Source organism: Sorangium sp. So ce375, assembly GCF_051473855.1.
In the GTDB taxonomy this organism is placed as follows: domain Bacteria; phylum Myxococcota_A; class Polyangia; order Polyangiales; family Polyangiaceae; genus Sorangium.
Map to the genome: position 1 here is coordinate 12,547,055 of NZ_CP150335.1, position 21,270 is coordinate 12,568,324.

The window sequence follows — 21,270 nt, forward strand, 5'->3', positions numbered from 1 at the left end:
TCGCCCCGCCGGCCGCCGAGCAGCTGAAGGCGCAAGCCATGGAGCCCTGGCTCTTCCCGGTGTTCTTCCTCTCGGGCTCGGCAGCGCTTGTGTATCAGGTCGTCTGGCAGCGCGCGCTCTACGCGATCTACGGCGTCGACATCCTGTCGGTCACGATCGTCGTCACCGCGTTCATGCTTGGCCTCGGCCTCGGGAGCCTCGCGGGTGGGGCGCTTTCGCGCCGGTACCCGCGAGCTGCGGTGACGCTGTTTGCGCTCTCCGAGCTCGGGATAGGCCTCTACGGCGCCTTCAGCCTTCGCCTCTTCGCCCTTATCGCAGAGGTCACGCACGGCATTGGCCATGTCGCCACGGGTGGGGTGGCCTTCCTGCTCGTGGTGCTCCCGGTCATGCTGATGGGAGCCACACTTCCCCTCCTGGTCGCGCACGCCACGTCGCGATCGCGTAACGTCGGTCGCTCGCTAGGTAACCTATACTTCACCAACACGCTGGGCGCTGCGTTCGGTGCCTTTCTGGCGGCGCGCTACCTGCTGGGCGGGCTGGGCCTCCGGGCCACGGCGGAGGTCGCCGCGGCGCTCAACGTATTCCTCGGTGTGCTCGTGATGGTTCTGCGCCGAGGGCGTCGCGGCGAGCCATGAGGCTCCTCGTTGCCGTCCTCGTCGCCACGCTCGGCGGTTATCTCGCGCTCTCGCACGAGGTCCTCTGGGTCCGGGTCTACGGCTTTGCGACCGAAGGCGCTCCGGACGCCTTCGGCTTTCTGCTCGCGGCCTACCTCGCCGGTCTGGCCGGCGGATCGCTCCTCGCCGGTCGCTACTGCCGGAGCGAGGCGGCGGAGCGCTCCGGACAGCTCTACCGGGTGGGCGGGGTGATCTTCGCCGGGGCGCTCGCGGCCTTCCTCGTGGCCCCCGCGGTCGCGCACCTCGTCGGCCGCGGTGTGGAGCCGGCCTCGACGCTGCCTGTCTTCGCGCTCGCCAGCACCTGCCTCGGCGCGGGGTTCCCGCTCCTGTGCCACTTCGGGATCCGCGCGGACGAGCTGGCCGGCGCGCGGCTGTCCTACGTCTACGTCGGCAACATCGTGGGCTCGACGCTGGGCAGCCTTGTCACTGGCCTCGTGCTGCTGGATCTCTTGCCTCTGCGCGAGCTGAACGTGGCCCTCGCGATCGCGGGCGCCGCGATCGGCGTGATGCTCATGCTCTCCGCGTCGACGACGGCGCGCTCGCGCGTGTTCAGCGGCGCCATCCTGGCCGCCGCCATCGGGTCCTTCGTGGGGTCGGCGCCAACGCTCTACGGCGACCTCTACGAGAAGCTCCTTTACGGGGAGGAACACCGCGAACACGGTCGCTTCGCCCACGTCATCGAGCGTCGCGAAGGCGTCGTCACGGTCTCCCGGTCGGGCACGGTGTACGGCGGCGGATCCTACGAGGGCATCACCAGCGTCAGCCCGCTGCCGGAAAAGGACGAGAACAGGGTGCTGCGGGCCTATCTGGTGTCCGCGTTCCATCCCCAGCCGCGCGACATCCTCATGGTCGGCCTCGGGTCCGGCTCCTGGCTTCAGGCGCTGGCGAACGACCCCGACGTCGAGCACCTCACCGTGGTCGAGATCAACCCCGGGTTCGTCGAGGCGGCGCGGCGCGCGCCCGTCGTCGCGAGCGCGCTGGACAACCCCAAGGTGGAGCTCCTCATCGACGATGGTCGGCGCTACCTGGGGCGGACCTCGCGGCGCTTCGACGTCATCATCGAGAACACAATCGTGCACTGGCGCTCGTATGCCTCGATGTTGCTCTCCCGAGAGATGATGGAGCTGTCCCGCCGGCACCTGAAGCCGGGCGGCGCGCTCTACTACAACACCACCATGTCCACCGCGGCTCAGAAGACCGGAGCGACCGTCTTCCCCCACGCCCTCCGCTACCAGAACATGCTGATCGCGAGCGACGGTCCGATCACCATCGACCACGCGCGCTTCGAGAGGAAGCTCGACGCCTGGCGTATCGACGGCCGCCCCGTGCTGCCCGCCGGCAGCAGCGCCGCGCAGCTGGATCTGCTGAGAGAACAGGACTGGCGCGGCGGACCCACCTGGGAAGGTCGGGAGTCGATCCTGCTGCGGACGCAGGATGACCCGATCATCACCGACGACAACATGGCGACCGAATGGTGGGCGTTCGGCACGTACCCCTAGCGCACAGATCACGCTGGAGCTCCGAGGAAATCAACAGAAGGGAAGATCAACGCGCGCGTCGATCAGGCGATCTCCAGTCGATCGCCGGGCGCCGGGATCACGACCTCACCGTGCCCGCGCGCGCGGAGCAGGCCCGCGAGGATCTCCTGCGGCCGCGGGTCGCCGTGCACGAGCGCGATCTTGCCGAGCGGGCCGCGCTCGCGGCAGCGGTCCGCGTAGCGGAGCAGGTCGCCCTGATCCGCGTGCGCGCTGAAGCCGTTGAGGACCACGACCTCGGCCCGCCGCTCCCGCTCGACGCCGAAGATCCTCACCCGCGATCGCTGCTCGACCAGCCTCCGCCCGAGCGTGTGCTGCGCCTGATAACCGACGATGAGCACGGTGCTCTTCGGGTCCTCGATCCCGGACTTCAGGTGGTGGAGGATCCTGCCCGCCTCGCACATGCCGCTCGCCGCGAGGACGATCGAGGGCCCGGGCTCGGCGTCGATCGCCTTCGAGCCCTCGACGTCCTCCACGTAGCGCAGGTCCTCGAAGTCGAAGGGCGAGCCCGCGTTGCGAAGGAGCGCGCGGGTCTCGACGTCGAAGCACTCGGGGTGGAGCCGGAAGACGTCGGTGATCTTCACCGTGAGCGGCGAGTCGACATAGACCGGGAGCTGCGGGATGCGGCCGGACCGGCGGAGCTTCTTGAGCGCGAAGATCACCTCCTGCGCGCGCTCGAGCGCGAACGTGGGGATATAGAGCTTGCCGCCGCGCTCGGCCGTCCGCCGGACGACGCGCGCGAGATCCTCGTCGAGCTCATCCGTCCCCGTGTGGAGGCGATCGCCGTAGGTGCTCTCGCAGACGAGCAGGTCCGCGCGCTCGGCGACCTCGGGATCGCGCAAGATCGGGCGCCCGTGGCGGCCGAGATCGCCCGTGTAGGCGACGCGCCTGTGCGCGTCGCCCTCCACGACGTCGAGCAGCGAGACGGCGCTGCCGAGCACGTGGCCCGCGTCGAGGAAGGTGAGCCGCACGCCCGGCGCGATGGAGATCGGGTGGTGGTAAGGCGCGGCGATGAAGCGGGCGATCGCCTCGACCGCGTCGTCGTCGTCGTAGAGCGGCTCGACGCGCGGCGCGTCGCTCCCCTGCTCCTCGGCGCGGCGGTTGAGGTAACGCGCGTCGGAGACCTGGATCGCGGCGGCGTCGCGCAGCATGACCGCCGCGAGGTCGCGCGTGGCGGGGGTCGCGTAGATCGGGCCTTCGTAGCCGCTCTTCACGAGGCTCGGCAAGGCGCCGGAGTGATCGATGTGAGCGTGGGAGAGGACGACGGCGTCGATCTCGTGGACCGGGAGCGGCAGGTGGCGGTTGCGCTCGAAGGACTCGGCGCGGCGGCCCTGGTAGAGGCCGCAGTCGAGGAGGACGGTGGCGTCACGCGTCTTCAGGAGGTGCATGGATCCGGTGACGGTCTGGGCGGCGCCGATGAACTCGAGGTGCACGGTGCGATGATAGCGCCAGCACCGTCGAGAAAGCCCGCTGATTCGAGGCGTTGAAGCTCGATTGCCACGGTCTCTGATGCCGCGCTGCCAGGCCGAAACCGGACCCTTCCAGCCCTTCGGCACGCCCGTGACGAAGGGCCAAGTCGTCAAGGGCCAGCTCGAGTGCAATTCGGCCGTCTGGCGCTCCAGGCCCGACGGGAGCGAGCTCGAGCTCCTCGCCTGGGGCATCCGCAACCCCTTTGGGCTCGCCTTCGGGGAAGACGGCCACCTCTACGCCACCGACAACGACTTCGAGGAGAAGGGCGAGCGCGCCATCGGCGAGGACCCGGACCGCATCTGGCGGATCAAGAACGCTCGTGTCCCGCCCGGAGAGGTCAAAGAGCCCGAGTGGTTCGGCTATCCGGACCTCTGCGGCGACGGACTCCCCGCCTGGCACGAGCTCCATCGTCCGAACCGGGGTAAAGCGGCCGAGCCCTTCCTGAAGGACCCGCCGCCTTGGGCCGGCCCCGCCGCCTTCCTGTTCCCGCCTCACACGGCGCTCGGGAAGCTCACCGTCAGCCGCTCGGATGCGTTCGGCTTCCGCGGCCACGCCTTCGTCTGCCAGTTCGGCACCTATGCGCCGCTCAACACAAACCGCGAGGCTGCGCTGGGCCGGGGCTTCCAGGTCGTCCGCTGCGACATCGCGGCCGGCACGGGGGAGCCCTTCCTGCGAAATCGGGCTCCCGGTCCCGCTTCCGGCACCCCAGGCAGCGGCGGAATCGAGCGGCCCGTGGATTGCGTGTTCAGCCCGGACGGCAAGAGCCTCTATGTGCTCGACTTCGGCAACAACACGGCAACACGCAGCTATGTTGTCGCCTACGCCCATACGGGCGTGATCTGGCGGGTGACCAGGCGAGGCACAGGCCTGCTGCTCGCCGACAGCGCGTTACCAGAGGCTTCCCGGGCGCTTCGACGCGCGACCGCTGCGCGCGGGCGATCTCGGAAGAGCCCGCATTCGCTGGCGAGCAGCAAGGCTCCGTCAGCGAGCCCACGCGCGGACGAGCGGCGCCCGAGGCGGCTCGGTCCTCCCTTGACAACGTGCCGTTCGATCACGCCCACTGGTGTGCGTCCGCGCCGTCGTCGGGGAGTTGCGGGGACGTGAGGCGCATGGTCACCGGTCTCGATCTTCACGCAACGCTGCATCGCATCGTGATGGACGCCGTGGGCGCCGTGCCCTCCGCGCAGCGTGGGAGCCTCCTGGCCCGGGACGGGGAGCAGCTTGTCTACAAGGCCTCTGTCGGCCTCGCTGGCGTGCTGGCGAGCCCGCAGGAGATCGTCGGCGGCGCGGTGCCGCCCACGGTGATCGCGACGCTCTCGACGCTCTCGACGCTCTCGACGCCTGATTCCGCGGACGGCGCTCGGGTCATGGCGGCCGCCGACTGGTACCGCGAGCACCTGCCGGGCGCGTCGGCGCTGCACCTCGTGCCCGCGGGCGCGGTCGTGCTCCTCACCCCGGTGCACGTGCAGGGACAGACGATCGGCGTGCTCGCCGTCGAGCAGCCGGTCGGGCAGGCGCCTTCCGGCGAGGGCTGGGCGCGGCTCGGCGCGCTGGCCGCGAGCGCCGGCGCGGCGCTGGAGCGGCGAGAGCTCTACAACGACAAGGCGCGGTCGGCCCAGGAGGTCCGCGTGCTCGAGGCGGTGCTGAACGCGGTGGCCGCGCGGACCAGCACGCACGAGCTCGTCGACATGATCTCGAAAGGCATCAAGAGCGTGCAGCTCGGGTCGCAATGGCGCTCCGTGCACCTCGTCCTGCTGAGCGACGCTCCCGTCGGGGGCGCGCGCGGCGACGCCGCGGCCCGAGAGATCCGCATCTACCACGTCCCGCACCGATCGCCGCTGGCGTTCTGGAACAACCTTCGTGACGGCGCCCTCGTCGCGGGGCGCAGCGTCGGCATCCACGTGGACGTCCGCAACGCCCCCGCCCACAGCGCCGTCGAGCAGCGCGGGATCCTCGAGGACGCCATCGATCGGGGCGTGCACGGCATCGCCGTGGCGCCGATCACCCCGGAGGTCCTCGAGCCGGCGATCCGTCGGGCGGCGCAGGCCGGGGTCCCGGTGGTCACGATCGACACGCCGCCCGCCGAGGGCAGCTGCGCCAAGGCCTATATCGGCACGGACAACGTGGCGGCAGGGCGGCTCGCCGCGGAGACGATGGCCCGGCTGCTCCCGGGCGGAGGCAAGATCGGCGCGCTGACGTTCTGGCTCAGCGCCATCAACAGCCGCGAGCGCATCGAGGCGTTCCGTGCGGCGGTCTCGGGCACGCGCGCGCCCTTCGACCTGCAGCCGCCGGCCGAGGACCGGTTCGACATCGAGCTCGGGATGCGGATCGCCCGGGAGGCCGTGCAGACCGGAGGGATCGCCGGCGCCTTCGGCGTCTGCGCCGAGAACGGCCTGTCGTGGGCTGCGGCCGCGAGGGCGCTGGGGCGGGCGGGGGAGCTCAAGATCGTCGCCTTCGATCTCCTCACGGACACGCTCGCGATGCTCCGGGAAGGGACAATCCACGCGGTCCTGGTCCAGCGCGAGCACGAGATGGGCTACCGCGCGGTGCGGGTGCTCCACGACATGTTGTCGAAGGGCGTCGAGGCGGCCCTGGCCGGGCTGCCCATGCGCGCCGGCTCCGGGGGAGGGTCCGCGCTGCGCTTCATCGACACCGGCATCGACGTCGTGACCATCGAGCGCACGCCCTGGTCGCTCCCCCTCTCCGACTACCTGCCTCTGGACGCGAACCGCAAGGCGGCGAAGCGGAGGGAGCAGCTCCCCTACGAGAGCCGCGCGAAGGAGCTCCTCCTCGTCACCGTGGACGCGGGGAACGAGGGATACCGCGAGGAGCGAGCCCCTCTCGACGCGAGGTCGATGGTCGGGCGGGTGCTGAGCGCCGCCCGGCCGATCATCGTCGACACGCACTCGAGCGAGCTCCACGACGCGCCCGATGTCGTCGAGGCGCGCGGGAAAGGGGCGCATACCCTGGTCGGCGTCCCGCTGCTCGCCGGCGGGTCCGCGTTTGGCGCCCTGGTCCTGGAGAGCGGGCGCCGGGCGGCGTGCTCGCTCGACGATCTCACGATGATCGAGCGCATCGTCGACACGATGGCCGTGGCGATCGAGAACGATCGGCTCGTCCACCGGATCACCGAGAGGACCCATGAGCTCGAGCGCGCGAATCGGCACCAGGAGTCGCTGCTCGACACGATCCGCGAGCTCTCGAGCCCGGTCGTGCCCATCGCGCGGGACATCCTCGTGATGCCGATCGTCGGGACGATGGACGCGCAGCGGTCCGGCCGCTTCATCGAGTCGATGCTGCAAGACATCACCGAGCACCACGCGCGCGTGGTGCTCGTCGACGTCACGGGGATGGCGGTCGTCGACGCCGCGTCGGTGGAGCACCTCCTGCGGGCGGCGCGGGCAGCGCGGCTGCTCGGCGCCGAGGTCGTTCTCGTCGGCGTCACGCCGGCGGCGGCGCAGCTGATGGTGGAGCAGGGCGTGGAGCTCGGGAGCCTCATCACCCGCTCGACCCTGGAGCTCGGGTTCGCATACGCGCTGTCGAAGACCGGCGGCCAGATCGTCTATCGCCGCTCACCGCACCACCAGCCCTCCTGAGCCGAGCCGATACGGGGCGGCCAGGAGCCGGGCCGTCGAGCCCAGGCATCCTGCCGTCGAGGAGCGCGCCCGAGCCGCCGGGGGACCTAACTACTTCTTCATCTCGGCGAGCGTGGCCTTGAACTGCGCGACGTTCTCCTTGTTGATCACGTCGACCCCGGTGTCGATCACCTTGCTCGGGGGGATGGCGGCGATGGCCTCGTCGCCCTTGGTCGCGAGGTCGTGGAGCCACTTGCTCCCCAGGTAACCGAACTGGAACGGCTTCTGCACGACGGTGCAGGCGACGGTGCCGTTCTCGATGCCGGCGAGCGTCGCGTCCTCCTCGTCGAACACGGCCGGGAGGACCTTGCCCTTCTTCCCGAGCGCCTCGACGGCGGCGACGATGGCCGGCCCATTGTACGACCAGAGGCCGGTCGCGACGTCGAGGTCCGGGTGGGCGTTGATGATGTCCTCCACGTTCGTGCGCGCCTTGGCGAGGTCGGTGTTGTCCTCGCGCTTGTCGACGAGCTGGATGTTGTGGGGGGTGACCACGTCCTGAATGCCCTTGAGGCGCTGGGCCGCGTTGTCGACCGCGAACATGCCGACGAAGGCGGCCATCTTCCCGCCGTTCGGCAGGAGCTTCACGATCTCGTTGCCGAGCACCTTGCCGGCCTCGTAGTTGTTCGTGCCGATGTAAAGCAGCCGGTTCGATTTCGGGGCGTCGGAGTCGAACGTGATCAGCTTGACCTTCTCCGCGACCTTGTTGAGCACGGTCACCTGATCGTCCGGCGCCAGGACGCTCACGCCGATGGCGTCGTAGCCCTGGCTGGCGAGGCTCTCGAGGAGCTGGTTCTGCTCCGTGGGCGTGCTGTTCTGCGGCACCTTGAGGTCCACTTGGATCTTGGCCTCTCGCTCGTATTTGCGCACACCGGCGAACGCGATCTTCCAGAAGTCGCTGGATCCGTTCGTCACGAACGCGATCTTGACCACCTTGGCCGTGGCTTCTTTGCCGTCGCCCTTGCCGCTGACCTCGCCCCCACCTCCCTGATCGCAGCCCGCGATCGACGCCATCGACAGCATGGCGAACGCCGCACATGCGAGCTTCCAGAGACCCTTCTGATGATCCATGGCAGTCCTCCCCGGTTCGTCTGAGCGAAGCGTGCGTCGAGACGACGTCCCGGCCCCGCGACATCGGTGATCCCCGGAGCGATGCTAGCGACTCACCTCGCCGATGTCGCGCCTCGTGTGAACGACCCGGGCAGATCACCGGGGTGAAGCGCAGGTTCATCTGTTCCGGCATCGTGCGGGCGTGTGCGAGCTCACCAGATCTGGATAACCAGTGAGGCGAGGCACGTGGGATGTGCGGTGCGAATCTCATGAATGTAAGGTTGCCGCTGAGGGTGTGTCCGCAGGGCGGCCACGTGGTGCGCGGGAGGCGCACCGAGGGCCATGGGGGGAGCGCGCGGAGAGGCGGCGTCGAGCGGCTGGGCAAGCGTCACCGGCACGAGCGGGCCATGTGCACGATGGCGGCAACGATGCCTATGAGCATGACGAGGCCACAGCGGTAGATCAGGTATCGTCGTGCCAGAGACGACGACTCCTCGGCTGCGCGCCTCCTTGGATGATGCTCGCTCGGAGAATGCAGCTACGCGCCGTGAACGAAGCTGTAGCCGCATTCGCAACGTTGAGAGCGTGGCCGGCCTCTCCGCCGAACCATCCGTCGATACCGGCTCCGCGACGGGCGCCGAGCCACGTCGCTCACCAGGGCAGCGGTCCCTCCTCGTTCGAGAAGCTGCCCGTCGGCCCGTCCGCGTCGAGCAGCGCCAGCCGCACCGGCTCGCGCGCCCCTTGCTCCACGCTGCGCGTCCCCCTGAAGTCGTTCAGATCCGTCGCGGTGAACCCCGGGCACGCCGCGTTCACCTTGATCCGCGTCCCCAGCAGCTCGTTCGCGAACGCCACCGTGATCGCGTTCAGCGCCGTCTTCGACGGCACGTACGTCGCATTCGTCATCCGGTTCGGGTTCGACGGATCGCTCTGCTTCGCCAACGACCCCACCTCGCTCGACACGTTGACGATCCGCCCCGCCGGCGCCTCGCGGAGCAGCGGCAGCATCGCCTGCGTTACCGCGATCACCCCGAACACGTTCGTCTCGAAGATCGCCCGCACCTCGGCGACGGGCGCCACGCTCGGTCGGCTCGCCTTCAGCAGCTCCTCGAACGGCGCCCCCGCCTCTCCGGCGCGCGAGATCGCGGCGTTGTTCACCAGCACGTCCAGGCGCCCGAGCTCGCTCCGGATCCACGCCACCGCCGCCGCGATCGACGCCTCGTTCGTCACGTCCAGCTGCACCGCGCGCGCCCCGGACCCGACGCTCTTCGCGGCGGCCTCTCCGAGCTCTCGGTTCCGCGACCCGACGAGCACCGTGAAGCCGCGCCCGGCGAGCTGCTTTGCGATTTGAAGACCGATTCCCTTGTTTGCCCCGGTTACCAGGGCGACGAGTTTGTCGTGCATGGCCCCTATGTACGGCCGCCCCGAGCGCTCACTAGGCGATCCTTGGCGCGCTCTATCCGCCAAGAATGCCCAAGCCCCGCTCCCCCGCGCGCGCTACCGTCCCGACATGACGGACTCCGTCGAGCTCCCCGTTTCGGTGCCTGGCCTCCGCGTCCTCCGCACGACCACCCAGACCCTCCGCGCCGGCGTCAAGGAGTACTACGCCGTCTCCCGCATCGAGCGCGGCGGCATCGAGTGGTGGGGGCGAGGCAATGCGTGGCGTAGCACCTCCGGCTCCATCCTCGTCAAGGAGCCCGGCGACGTTCACCGTGACCTCGCTCTCCAGGGGCCCACCGTCTTCACCGCCGTCGTTCTCCCCGCGAACGACATCGCCCGCGCCCGCGACGCGGGCAAGGTCGTCGCCATCCCCCACCTCGAAGCCGGGGACGAGCGTGCCGCCCCCTTCCACCGCCTCCACGACGCCATCTGCGCCGGAGCCGATCGCCTCTCCCTCGAGGTCGCCCTCGCCGAGGCCATCGCCACCTTCGCCCGCCTGTCCAGCGCCCGCTCCGACCACACACGCCCCGTCCGCCGCGCGATGGAGTACCTCCACGAGCACCTCGCCGAGCCCATCACCCTCGACGACCTCGCGGCTCACGCCTCCCTCGACAAATTTCATCTCTGCCGCGCCTTCCGAGCCCAGATCGGCATGCCTCCCCACATGTACCTCACCCACCTCCGCGTCCGGCGCGCCCGACAGCTCCTCACCCAGGGGGTGAGAGCGTCCGAGCTCGCCCCTCGCGTCGGGTTCTATGATCAGAGCCAGCTCACGCGGCACTTCAGGAAAATCGTCGGAATGACGCCGGCGAGGTACGGGAACGCGAGGATGAGCGTCGCGGGGTAGGGGGCGCACTCGCCTTTCCGGGGGGTGGGGGCGCGTGGAGGGGGTGCGGAGGACGCGTTGCCGGAGGCGCCGCGCGTGGGCGACACGGCGCGGGCGCCTCATCGGGACGTTGCCGGACACGACCCGGTTCGCTCACAATTGGACTCGGCTACTCGACCGCCACGGCTTCGATCACGTTGGTGGTGGGGTAGGGGAACAGTCGCGCTGCTTCGAACCCCGTAGCGCGCAACAGAGCATGCAGCTCCTCGACGGAGCGCTCTCGACCGTTCGAGCAGACCATCATCATGTGCACGTCGAGGAACGCAGCCACCTTGTCATTGTCGTGACGGGGGGCGAGCAGCTCCACCAGCAGGAGTCGCTGCCCGGGCTTCATCGCACGTCGCACCGTGGTCAGGATGGTCTTGCAGCGCGCGTCGTCCCAGTCGTGCAGCACGCTCTTGAGCAGGTACGCGTCGGCACCCTCGGGGACGGATTCGAAGAAGCTGCCAGGGCAAAGCTCGACCCGATCGGACACGCCGCGCCGCGCCAGCAGCTCTCGGGCGGACTCGAGCACACCCTCGCCGTCGACGAGCATGCCGCGCAGGTGGGGATGGCGCACCAACAGCTCGGACATCAGGGTGCCGCGCCCGCCTCCGACATCACACACGGTTCGGAGCTCGTGGAAGGGGTAGAGCGTCGCGATGACCGGCGCGTCCGCCACGGTGATGCCCATCATGGCCTGCGCGAACATCTCGCGCTCGTCCGGGTGGCCGTCGAACCACTGCCAGACATCCATGCCGAACACCCGCTCGAAGGCGTTGTGGCCCGTGCGCACGGTGCGCTCGAGGTCGTTCCACGCCGCGATGTTGGACTGCGAACCGAAGTAGGTGACCCACTCGCGCATCCGATCGAGCCGCCCTCCCTTCAGGGCGCGCGAGAGGCGGTTGTTCGCGAAGCGACCGTCGGGCAGACGCCGAAAGATCCCCACGGACACGAGCGCGCGCAGCACCCGCAGCACCGCGTCGACGTGCAGGCCCGTCTGTCGAGCGAGCTGCTCGGCGCTCTGGGGGCTGGATTCGAGGAGATCAACGATGCCCAGGCGCGCCACCACCGAGATCATCGAGGTGTAGACCAGGCCGAGGGAGCGATCCATCATCGCGATGTGCGCCGGCGTCACGAGGTCGGCGAGCCGCAGCAATGTGCGCCTGAGCCCCATCCCGAAGCGCAGCAGGAACGCGGGCGGCGGGTTGGGCAATGGCTTCGGCCCCAGGCCTACGGGGCTCGGAGACGGGGGCGGAAGCGGGCTATGTGGAATGGAGGGGATAGCAGACGCCGTCTGGAGGTCGTGCATGGACCGACTGTAAGGCAATCCCGGGGGCTGAGCATCATAGAAACACGGGCGTCCGCAAGGTCGATCCTGCGACGGGGGAGCGCCTCCGACGTGTCCTATTGCGCGGCCACGGTTGGGAGTTGCAGAAACCAGCAGGGGCAACGATGCGGACGCCACATTCGATGATGCTTCATCGACCGCGCTCTTGCCTCACTCGTCGAGGACCAGTCAGCAGAGATACGCGTAGAAGTTCCCGAGGGCCGGAAGCGGCTCGACCACTTCCTGTTTGCCGCCCGCCAGAGCGGATTGCCTCCAGCGAATCGCTCTGTCGAGCATGGCTGCCAACCTCCGCTCAAGCTCGGAGTCCCTCATGAGCGGCGCCCGGAGGCGCGCGCCGCGACGGTGTGAGCCTCGCAGGAGCTCCCCGCGGTCGGCGGCGACGTGGCGCTCGACGTGGCGGGCAGCGTGACGTGTCACGTGACATGTCACGGAGACAGCGTGACATGTCACGTGACATGTCTCTCACGCGGCATGGCCTGTCACGTGCGCCAGCGTGACATCGCACTATCCACTCGGCAAAGATCGCCGCCGAACCGTGGCCCTGAGGTGAAGGAGCGGTTCTTCCGCAGCGCCCGCTGCGGTCGCGGCGCTCGGAAGCCGCGACCGCCCGGGCTCGGCGCCGCTCCTCCGACGAACGCCCCGACGCGCCTGAGCTGGTACGCCCGTTGCCTGTCGCTTGTAGCGACACCGTCCGTCGGAAGCTTCCCCGAAGCTGCACGAGGCCGACACAACGGATGCGAAGAGGAGCTCCTTGATGCATTCCCATTCTCTATTTCAACGCTGGCTGTTCATTCTATCTTCTTTGATCTTCGGCGGAGCGCTCTCGGTGGGCGGCGTGGGTTGCGCGCTCGACCCCGACCCGCCGGCAGGCGACGAGCTGCGGCGCCAATTCCCCGACCAGGCGCAGCAGGTCCTGGAGACCAGCGAGGCCTTGGTTGCGATCGAAGGCGGCTTCGCGCGCGCCAGGGCCGGCGACTTGAGCCGCGAGCTCGACGTCGAGACCTTGTCGCCCCGGGGTCGCGGCGCGCTGGAGGCCACGCTGCCCGCGCTCGGCGAGGAAAAGATCCGGCTTCGCCTGCCCGACGGCTTCGAGGCGCTCGTGCGGGAGATCGGCGCCGAGGGCGAGGGCGCCACGGTCGAGCGCGCGGTGGCGTATCCGCGCAAGGGCGGCACATCGTTCTGGGCTGCGCTCGACGACGGGTACGAAGAGTGGCTGATGCTCGACGCGGGCGTCGCGCGCGCCGACGCGCCCGTGGCGGCGTGGGAGGTGGAGGGCGCGACGCTGAGGCAAGACGGCGACGCGGTCGAGGTCGTCGACGACACCGGCACCGCGCGTCTGCGCGTGACGGCGCCGGCCGCGTTCGCGCGCGGAGGCCGTCCGATCGCCGCGCGCCTCACGGTGCGCGGGGCGACGCTCGAGCTGTGGGCCGACGCGGGCGGCGAGCCTGCGCTGGTCGACCCGGTGTGGGCACCGGCCGGCACGATGAGCGCGGCGCGCTTCTCGCACACCGCGACGCTGCTCCAGGACGGCACGGTGCTTGTCGCGGGGGGAGCCAACAGCGCTATCCTGGCGAGCGCCGAGCGCTATGACCCCGCCACCGGCACCTGGTCATCGGCCGGGTCGCTGACCACCGCCCGCCGCGTCCACAAGGCGGTGCTGCTGAGCAATGGCAAGGTGCTCGTCGTCGGTGGAATTACCTCCTCCTCGCCTTCGGTCCTCGCGAGCGCCGAGCTCTACGATCCGGCGACGGACACCTGGTCGCCGGCCGGGTCGCTGGGCACGCGGCGTTATGGGCACACCGCGACGCTGCTCCAGGACGGCAGGGTGCTCGTGACCGGCGGCTTCAGCGGCTCCGCTTCCTTGACGAGCGCCGAGCTCTACGATCCAGCGACGAACACCTGGTCACCGGCCGCGCCGCTGGGCACGAGCCGCTCCGCGCACAGCGCGACGCTGCTCCAGGACGGCCGGGTGCTCGTGACCGGCGGGTCAAACGGCACGTTCCATACGAGCGCCGTCATTTACGATCCGAGCACGAACTCGTGGTCGACGGTCGGGGCCATGGGCGCCGCGCGCCACCACCACACCGCGACGCTGCTCCAGGACGGCCGGGTGCTCGTGACGGGCGGTTACAACACGGCTTCTTCCGAGCTATCGAGCGCCGAGATCTTCGACCCGTCCACCCTCGCCTGGACGGCGGCCTTTCCGATGAGCGTCGAGCGCATCTCGCACGCCGCGACGCTGCTCCCGAGCGGCAAGGTGCTCGTGACGGGCGGAAACGTCGTGCAGGACCCGTCGGTTTCGACCGCGACCGTCGAGGTCTACGACCCGGCGACAGACACCTGGACCGAGTTCCCGAAGATGAGCAACAAGCGCGCCCAGCACACGGCGACGCTGCTCGCCAGCGGCAAGGTGGTGATCGCGGGCGGCCGCTCGTATAGCTCCTCCACGATCGTGAACCTGCAGAGCGCCGAGATCTTCGACCCCACGTCCACGCTGTGGGTGATGGCACCGTCGATGGCCCACGCTCACATCGGGACCTTCGCAACGAGGCTCTACGACGGCCGGGTGCTGGCTGCGGGCACCGACGACTGGCTGAACCGAGCCGGCGACCTGTACGATCCGACGACGAACACTTGGACATCGGTCGCTCCGATGACAAGAGCCCACGCCTGGGGGTCCACCGTCACGGGGTTCGTGAACAACAAGGTGCTTGTCGCGGGAGGTACCGACTCGACCGCCACGAACAACGCCGAGCTGTACGACCCAGCGACCAATACCTGGGCGTCCGTGGGCACATCGTCCGTCGCCCGGTTCGAGCATACTGCGACGCTGCTCTACAATGGGAAGGCGCTGATCACCGGGGGGCGGCCCGAGAACCACTCCTCCGTCATGGCGACCACCCTGATGTTTGATCCGGCGGGCAACAACTGGACCGCAAAGGCGCCGATGATCGCCCCTCGCGCCGCCCATACCGCGACGCTGCTCGCGAACGGCAAGGTGATGGTCGTGGGAGGCGGCAACGCCAGCGGCTCCTTGGCGACCGCCGAGATCTACGATCCGGCAACGAACACCTGGTCGTCCGCGTCCTCGATGAGCGTCTCGCGCTGGGATCATACGGCGACGCTGTTGAGCAACGGCAACGTGCTGGTCGTCGGCGGCAACAACAGCACCACCTATTCCCTGACGAGCACCGAGATCTATAACCCTTCGTCCAACACCTGGACCCCCGGCCCGACCCTCACCGTCGGCCGCTCCTCTCACATCGCGATGCTGCTCAATGACGGCCGGGTGCTGATGGCAGGCGGCCAGACCTCCAGCGTTCTGCATGGCGTGAGCCGCCTGTCGTCAGCCTTGCTCTACGATCCCGCCTCGAACGCCTGGACGGTGACCAGCCCCATGCACGACGCTCGCGTATTCCACGCCGCGGTCCAGCTCGGGGACGGCAGCGTGATGGTCATGGGAGGCCAAACACACGACGGCAACCCATGGCTGTCGAACGTCGAGATCTACTCGCCCTGAATCCAGCAGTGCCGTAGCGCCCGCTCGCCGGAAGGAGCGCGCTTTCCGCGGAGAAGCGCGCTCTTCCAGCATGTGAGAGAAAGGCGCCTTCGAGCGCCGGAAGAGCGGCGCGCTGGCAGCCAGATCGGCCGCCTGGCTCGGTCCGGTTTTGTTCGGCGCTCGGAGGAGCTCGGCGAAGAGGCAAGGAATGGAGGGTGGAACACGCAGCGTGTGGGTGCATGGGCGGGCAATGTCAGGACGGCCTGCCGGTGTGCCACGGCACGTGATCGTCCAGGCGGCGCGGCGTCAATGGCCTCGATCGTCCGGCGGTCCAAGGGCTCGAGCCCTCGCCGAGCCCGGCCAAAGCCTCGCTACCTGCGGACGCGCCATGGGGTCACCGAGGCCAACACCGTGAGGAGATCTTGTTCTACGCTCCTGCCCGATGCCTAGCGACGCTCCTGTCGATCTCTACTCGCTCGCCTTCAGCTGCAGCGTCGATCCGCTGCTCTTGCTCGACGAAAGCGGCCGGATCCTGGCGCTGAACCCCGCGGCTGAGCGCCTGTCCTCCACGCCCGGAGCGACGGTGCGCGGCGAGCTCGTCGACGATGCCCTGCGGTCCGATCCGCCCCTCGGCGCGCTGCTCGAGCAGGTGCTCCGCGATCGCGCCCCGCGCGCCCTGCCGCCCGACTTCGCCCTCCACCTCGCGAACGAGCGCGTCGTCCTCGCCGAGGGGAGCCTCAGTCCGCTCGTCGACCCCGCGGGCGCGTGCGCCGCGGTGCTCCTCACGCTGCGCGACGTGACCGAGCAGCGCCGGGCCGAGCGGGCGGAGCGCGATCAAGCAGCGCGCCTCCACGCCGCCGTCGAGGCGCTCGACGTCGGCTTCGTCATCTACGACGCCGAGGAGCGGCTCCGCTTCTTCAACACGGCGTACAAATCGCTCTACCCCGAATGCGCCGCCGCCATTCAGATAGGCAATACGTTCGAAGACGTCGTCCGCGAGGGCTGTCGGAAGGAGATCCACCTCCACAGCGGCCTCAGCGAAGAGGAGTGGGTCGCCGCTCGCCTCGCGGAGCATCGCCGCCCCGGGGACGTCTACATGCGGCGGTTCGGGGACCGCTGGATCGCCCTCAAGAGCGGCCGCCTCGCCGACGGCGGCTGCGTCGGCCTGCGGATCGACACCACGGCGCTCAAGGAGGCAGAGCTCGAGCTCGAGCGCGAGCGGCAGTTCATCCGCCTCGTGCTCGACACCATCCCGATCGTCGTGACAGTCAAGGATCGGAACGGCAAGATGAAGCTCGTCAGCAGGAGCTACGCCGAGCTGTACGGCACCACGGTGGATGGCGCGGTGGGCAAGACCGTCGCCGATCTGCCGCGCTCCCACGCCGAGCTCTCCGTCATCGGCGAGATGGACCGGGAGGTGCTCGCGCGCATGCAGCCGGTCTCGCGGGTTCACCCCGTCATGCGCCCGAACGGCAAGACGCGGTGGATGTCGATCGTCAAGGTGCCTCTCGTCGAGCAGGACGGCACAGCGCACATCCTCGCCATTGGGACCGACATCACGGCGCAGCGGGAGCACGAGGAGCACATGACCGCCACCATCGCCGAGCTCGAGCGGCAGAAGCAGGCCATCGCGGATCAGCTCGCGGTCATCCAGCGCCAGCAGGCGCTCATCCGCGCCCTGTCGACGCCCGTCCTCCAGGTCGCCGAGGGCGTGCTCGCCGTGCCCCTCATCGGCGCGCTCAACGACGCCCGGGCGGCCGACGTCACCAGCAAGCTCCTCGACGAGGTGGTGCGCACGGGCGCTCGCTTCGCCATCATCGACGTTACCGGCATCGAGAGCGTCGACGCCGCGACGGCCGACCACCTCGTCCGCATCGTCCGCGCTATCCGCCTGCTCGGCGCGAGCGGCATCCTCACCGGCATCGGGCCCGCCGTCGCCCAATCCATGTGCGGCCTCGGGGTCGACCTCTCCGGCGTCACCACGCACGGCAATCTGCGCGCCGGGATCGAGGTCAGCCTCCGCTCGCTGCCCGCGCGGCGCTGAGCGCCGCCGGCGCCTTCCCTCCTTTGCCAAGAGCGCGGGCTCGTTTACTGTCGAGCGTGGCAGATCCATCGCTCGGGATGTCGTTGCGTCAGCGCACGAGGGGCTCCGTGGCTCACTTCAGGCCGGTCAGCACCCTGTAGCCGGCGGCGATGGCCTCCAGCTCACCGGGGGCGAAGACGTCCTCGATACGGTCGAAGCCGTCGGGCGCGCGTTCATAGGCGATCTGTATGCACTGCTCCGGACCGTTGCGGCGATTGGCAGCGACGATGGCGGCGGTAGCGGGCAGGCGCTCGGCCTCGTAGGCGGCCAGCGCCTCCACCGGATCGGCATGGACGGCGAGCGCGCGGACCAGGGCGCGGGCGTCCAGGATGGCCTGGCTCGCCCCGTTGGAGCCGTTCGGATACATGGGATGGGCGGCGTCGCCGAGCAGCGTCATGCGCCCATAACTCCAGCGCGGTAGGGGATCGCGGTCGACAAGCGGGAACTCGTAGATCGCCTCGGCGCCCCGGACCAGCTCGGGCACATCCAGCCAGCCGAAGCGCCAGGCCTCGAATCTCGGCAGGAACTCGGCGGGGTCGCCCCGCCGGTTCCAGTCCTCCCGTCGCAGGTTCTTGGCGATCGCGAGATCGGCTGCCCAGTTGATCCTCTGGCGGCCGTCCGGCCCTGGTGGGGAAATCGGATAGGCGACGAACTTCTGGTCCTGATGCCCGGCAATGATCATGCTGGCGCCGGTGAGGAAGGGCGCCGCCAGCGTGGTCGCCCGCCAGAGGATGCGACCGCCGTAGATCGGCGGCCCCTCGTCCGGATAGAGGCCGGCGCGCGCCGCCGAGTGGATGCCGTCGGCGCAGATCAGGAGGTCGGCGGGAACCTCCCACGCCGCGCCCGCGCGATCGCGGAAGAGCGCCACGATGCGGCCTTCGCCCTGCTCGTGGCCCGAGAGGCGCCGATCGCAGAGCACCTGATCGGGGCCCAGCCGCTCGACGGCGGCGTCGAACAGCACGCCTTGGAGGGCGCCGCGGTGAATGGAGAGCTGCGGCGCGGCATGACCCGCGAAGCGGCCGCGGGGCTCACCCCAGATGCGCTGGCCGAAGCGATTGAAATAGACAAGCTCGCGGGTCGCCACCCCATGGGCCAACAAGGCCTCGAAAAGACCCAGCTCGCCCAGCGCCTCGACGGCGTGGGGCAGAAGATTGATGCCGACCCCGAGCGGCAGGATGGTGGGCGCCGCCTCGAACACCGTCACCTCATGACCCGAGGCGTGCAGCGCCAGAGCCGCGGCCAGGCCGCCGATCCCAGCGCCCGCGACGATCACTTGCATAAGTCCTCCCGTAGACATGCGGCTCGACGCCGCCCCTTGTTGAAGCCGCCGCCCTCTCGATCGCCGGCACGGCGGCCGCGGAGGGTCATCATCGCGGCCGCCGAGCATTGAAATATCCACCCTCGTGGTCGAGCATCCGTGCTGGCCCGCAACCTGGTGTCCCGAAGAGATGGACACGTTCCGTGACAGCGCACGGTCCGTGACCGCGTCAGGCGCCGGTGTTCCTGCAGACTCCTTGTTCTATTGGCGCTCTATAGCGGGGAGCGGGTTCGCGCGCTATGGGCTCATCCGCGTCGTTTGGCTTGCTGCGGCGTACTTTTGCACGCCGCAGCGAGCCTGGGTTGCCGGAAACAGTAACAGTTTTGATAGTTTCCGCCTGTCTCTCCGCCGAGCGCGGCTCCGGCGTGGCCCAGCGGTGTGCCCTCGGCCGCCGCATCGCCCGCGGCCAAGGGCTCGCGGCATCACCGTCCCACCGTACAGCCACACTGCACGCGCTGGTTGACCTGGAGAACCTTGCGCGTTCCGCGTTTCTCCTCGAAAAGTGACGTCGTATCAGCAATTTAGCCGTGCATTGAGGAGGCCGCGTTCACTCCACGGCCTGCGGGGCGAGCGCCGCGCTGCAACGGAGAGTCTTCGCTTGCGCCACCGATCTGTCACGGGCGCGAATCAGGCTGTTTTTCAGGAACATGCTGATCGATCCACCAGCCACACTGGGACGACACACCGTGATCCTGTCCCTCGGGCCCGAGGAGGACCAAGACCCCGAGGCCAACGAGTCATTTGGCGAAGCCATCTGGTACGACCGCCGGGATCCACGATCCATCAGGCGCGCTCAGGAGATCCTCCAGGACCGGCTGCGGCTCTCGGTCGCACCGACGCTGTGCGACGAGCCTCCGCCTGGCCTCGGGGCAGCGTTGGGCCGGATCTTCGCGACCCTCGTCGACGTGATCGAGCGTTGGCACCGGCGCCACGCTGGTGAAAACCACCTTGAGCTCGGGCCTCGAAGGACGGGATCAAGCCGCAAGGCATCTCCATCCTGTTAGGGCGTGTCGAGCGCTCACTCCAGTTGCACGTTCCGTCGACGGAGAACACGTCGCGGGTCATCTTGGAGCCGTCCTCGTCCGCGACCTCGATCGAGTATTTCGCGTATCCGCAGCCGTCCGGCGTGAATGTCGCAGTCTTGCCCGAGACCGCCACGGTTCCGTTCTCCGCGCTGGGCGACGCGTAGGTCGGACCGTTCGTGGCCGGCCGGACCGCCGACGTAGATGAAGGGGAGACGGGCGGGGGGAAAGACGAGCTGAAGGCCTGCTGGGGCGACAGCTCGTGCAATGAGCTCTTCCTGAGCAGCGCTTGCCCTGGTTCGGCCGAGTGCTTCGCGTCGGGCTCGGGGAGCAGCTACAGCGTGGCGTGCATCTACGGCTGAAGGCCTGCGCCGAGAGCATCAAGCCATCTGGTGGGTCCCGGTGCCTCGCAAGGAGCCTTTGCAGAGTGGTCCCGTGGATCCCCGATTCCATCGCTGGCAGCGAAACGTTCACCCTGTGCTTCTTCCGCTCCGCAGCGACTCGCCCTCCTGCGTCCTCGTGCCCACCCGGTGCGCATTGCGCTGCCTTCGATGACAACGACACAAACCGTGTGGGATCACCGGGCAGCATCGACTGGGTGAACTTCACGGGGACGACGCAGGCTGCATCGCTATTCACCCTCTCGCTGCTGCACTCAGACCCGACGCTCACGACGTCGACGCTTTCTACATGGTGGGGCTCCACGAGCCCGACCTCAGCCAACCTCTACAATCAAGTCGTGGCGAGCAACCACTTCACCCGGGTCTCGAACATCGGGGACGTTCGTCCCGGCGACTTGCTCGTCCTCAGCTATACGGACAGTGGCTCGGGGCACACGGTGATCGTCGACGATTATCCGTCAGCCCTGTCGCCGGCCATAAGCCCCACCGTGTCGGGTACGACGCAGTATTCGGTGCGGATCATCGATTCCACCAGCACAGCGCACGGCTGTGCCACCGGCACGCCGACGGCGGACGTGCGGTGGGTGCCCGCCAATCCGGCGTCCCCATGCCCGGGCGGCTCGACAGATGGTGGCGCGGGGAGGGGCACCATGCGCCTTTACGCCATTTCGCCTGGTTTGGCAGATGCCAGGACCATCACGGGGTATAGCTGGAGTCTCACGCCAGGATCCACTTATTACGCAAAGACGGGCGTTCGGCCGCACGTCGTTGGCAGGTTCGTGCGCTAGCATGACTGCGGGAAGTTGCCCAGGGCCACCAACGGCACCTGCTTCTGCGCACCGTGCCATCGGACATGGCCGAGCCTGTCCCGACAATCTGGATGGATTGAGGCACGGCGGCGGGGGTCGGGCTGCGAAGCGCATTGCCATGATG

General features: G+C 69.1%; 14 protein-coding genes. 9 read left to right on the forward strand and 5 right to left on the reverse strand.

What is annotated here, in order from left to right:
* Positions 1-38: 38 nt before the first annotated feature.
* Positions 39-635 carry a fused MFS/spermidine synthase gene (locus WME90_RS46625; RefSeq protein ID WP_437278569.1) on the forward strand — a complete coding sequence of 199 codons (597 nt, stop codon included), beginning with the start codon at positions 39-41 and terminating at the stop codon, positions 633-635.
* Positions 632-2,173, forward strand: a complete 1,542-nt coding sequence (locus WME90_RS46630; RefSeq protein ID WP_437278570.1) for a spermidine synthase — start codon at positions 632-634, stop codon at positions 2,171-2,173. The genes WME90_RS46625 and WME90_RS46630 overlap by 4 nt, the downstream gene beginning before the upstream one ends.
* 62 nt (positions 2,174-2,235) lie before the next feature.
* Here WME90_RS46630 and WME90_RS46635 read toward each other — a convergent pair whose 3' ends face one another.
* A complete protein-coding gene (locus WME90_RS46635) occupies positions 2,236-3,642 on the reverse strand; it encodes an MBL fold metallo-hydrolase (RefSeq protein WP_437278571.1) in 1,407 nt (468 codons plus the stop codon).
* Positions 3,643-3,769: 127 nt separating this feature from the next.
* Here WME90_RS46635 and WME90_RS46640 point away from each other — a divergent pair, with 127 nt between their 5' ends.
* Positions 3,770-4,783 (forward strand): hypothetical protein, encoded by a 1,014-nt coding sequence (locus WME90_RS46640; protein WP_437278572.1) that lies wholly within the window; start codon positions 3,770-3,772, stop codon positions 4,781-4,783.
* 5 nt (positions 4,784-4,788) lie between these two features.
* On the forward strand, positions 4,789-7,275 hold the full coding sequence (locus WME90_RS46645; RefSeq protein ID WP_437278573.1) for a substrate-binding domain-containing protein: 2,487 nt from the start codon (positions 4,789-4,791) through the stop codon (positions 7,273-7,275).
* 90 nt (positions 7,276-7,365) lie between these two features.
* On the opposite strand, the gene WME90_RS46650 is transcribed toward WME90_RS46645, so the two are convergent.
* Together WME90_RS46650 and WME90_RS46655 are read right to left on the reverse strand one after the other, a co-directional pair.
* Positions 7,366-8,382: a sugar-binding protein gene (locus WME90_RS46650; protein WP_437278574.1), complete on the reverse strand. Its 1,017-nt coding sequence runs from the start codon at positions 8,380-8,382 to the stop codon at positions 7,366-7,368.
* Between the two features lie 630 nt (positions 8,383-9,012).
* Positions 9,013-9,762, reverse strand: coding sequence for an SDR family oxidoreductase (locus tag WME90_RS46655; protein ID WP_437278575.1), 750 nt, complete (start codon positions 9,760-9,762; stop codon positions 9,013-9,015).
* Positions 9,763-9,868: 106 nt separating this feature from the next.
* On the opposite strand from WME90_RS46655, the gene WME90_RS46660 reads away from it, so the two are divergent.
* A complete protein-coding gene (locus tag WME90_RS46660) occupies positions 9,869-10,645 on the forward strand; it encodes a helix-turn-helix domain-containing protein (protein WP_437278576.1) in 777 nt (258 codons plus the stop codon).
* A gap of 148 nt (positions 10,646-10,793) precedes the next feature.
* On the opposite strand, the gene WME90_RS46665 is transcribed toward WME90_RS46660, so the two are convergent.
* Positions 10,794-11,975, reverse strand: coding sequence for a methyltransferase (locus WME90_RS46665; RefSeq protein WP_437283753.1), 1,182 nt, complete (start codon positions 11,973-11,975; stop codon positions 10,794-10,796).
* A gap of 793 nt (positions 11,976-12,768) precedes the next feature.
* Here WME90_RS46665 and WME90_RS46670 point away from each other — a divergent pair.
* Both WME90_RS46670 and WME90_RS46675 read left to right on the forward strand, forming a co-directional pair.
* Positions 12,769-15,534: a kelch repeat-containing protein gene (locus tag WME90_RS46670; protein WP_437278577.1), complete on the forward strand. Its 2,766-nt coding sequence runs from the start codon at positions 12,769-12,771 to the stop codon at positions 15,532-15,534.
* Positions 15,535-15,955: 421 nt separating this feature from the next.
* On the forward strand, positions 15,956-17,557 hold the full coding sequence (locus WME90_RS46675) for a PAS domain-containing protein (RefSeq protein ID WP_437278578.1): 1,602 nt from the start codon (positions 15,956-15,958) through the stop codon (positions 17,555-17,557).
* Between the two features lie 112 nt (positions 17,558-17,669).
* Here the strand turns inward: WME90_RS46675 and WME90_RS46680 are convergent, their stop codons facing one another.
* Positions 17,670-18,875, reverse strand: coding sequence for a flavin-dependent oxidoreductase (locus WME90_RS46680; RefSeq protein ID WP_437278579.1), 1,206 nt, complete (start codon positions 18,873-18,875; stop codon positions 17,670-17,672).
* Between the two features lie 1,240 nt (positions 18,876-20,115).
* Between WME90_RS46680 and WME90_RS46685 the strand changes: the two genes are divergently transcribed.
* Entirely contained in the window at positions 20,116-20,298 is a 183-nt protein-coding gene (locus WME90_RS46685) for a hypothetical protein (RefSeq protein WP_437278580.1), read from the forward strand.
* A 236-nt stretch (positions 20,299-20,534) separates the two neighbouring features.
* Complete coding sequence (locus WME90_RS46690) at positions 20,535-21,125, forward strand: hypothetical protein (protein WP_437278581.1); 591 nt, start codon at positions 20,535-20,537, stop codon at positions 21,123-21,125.
* Positions 21,126-21,270: the final 145 nt, after the last annotated feature.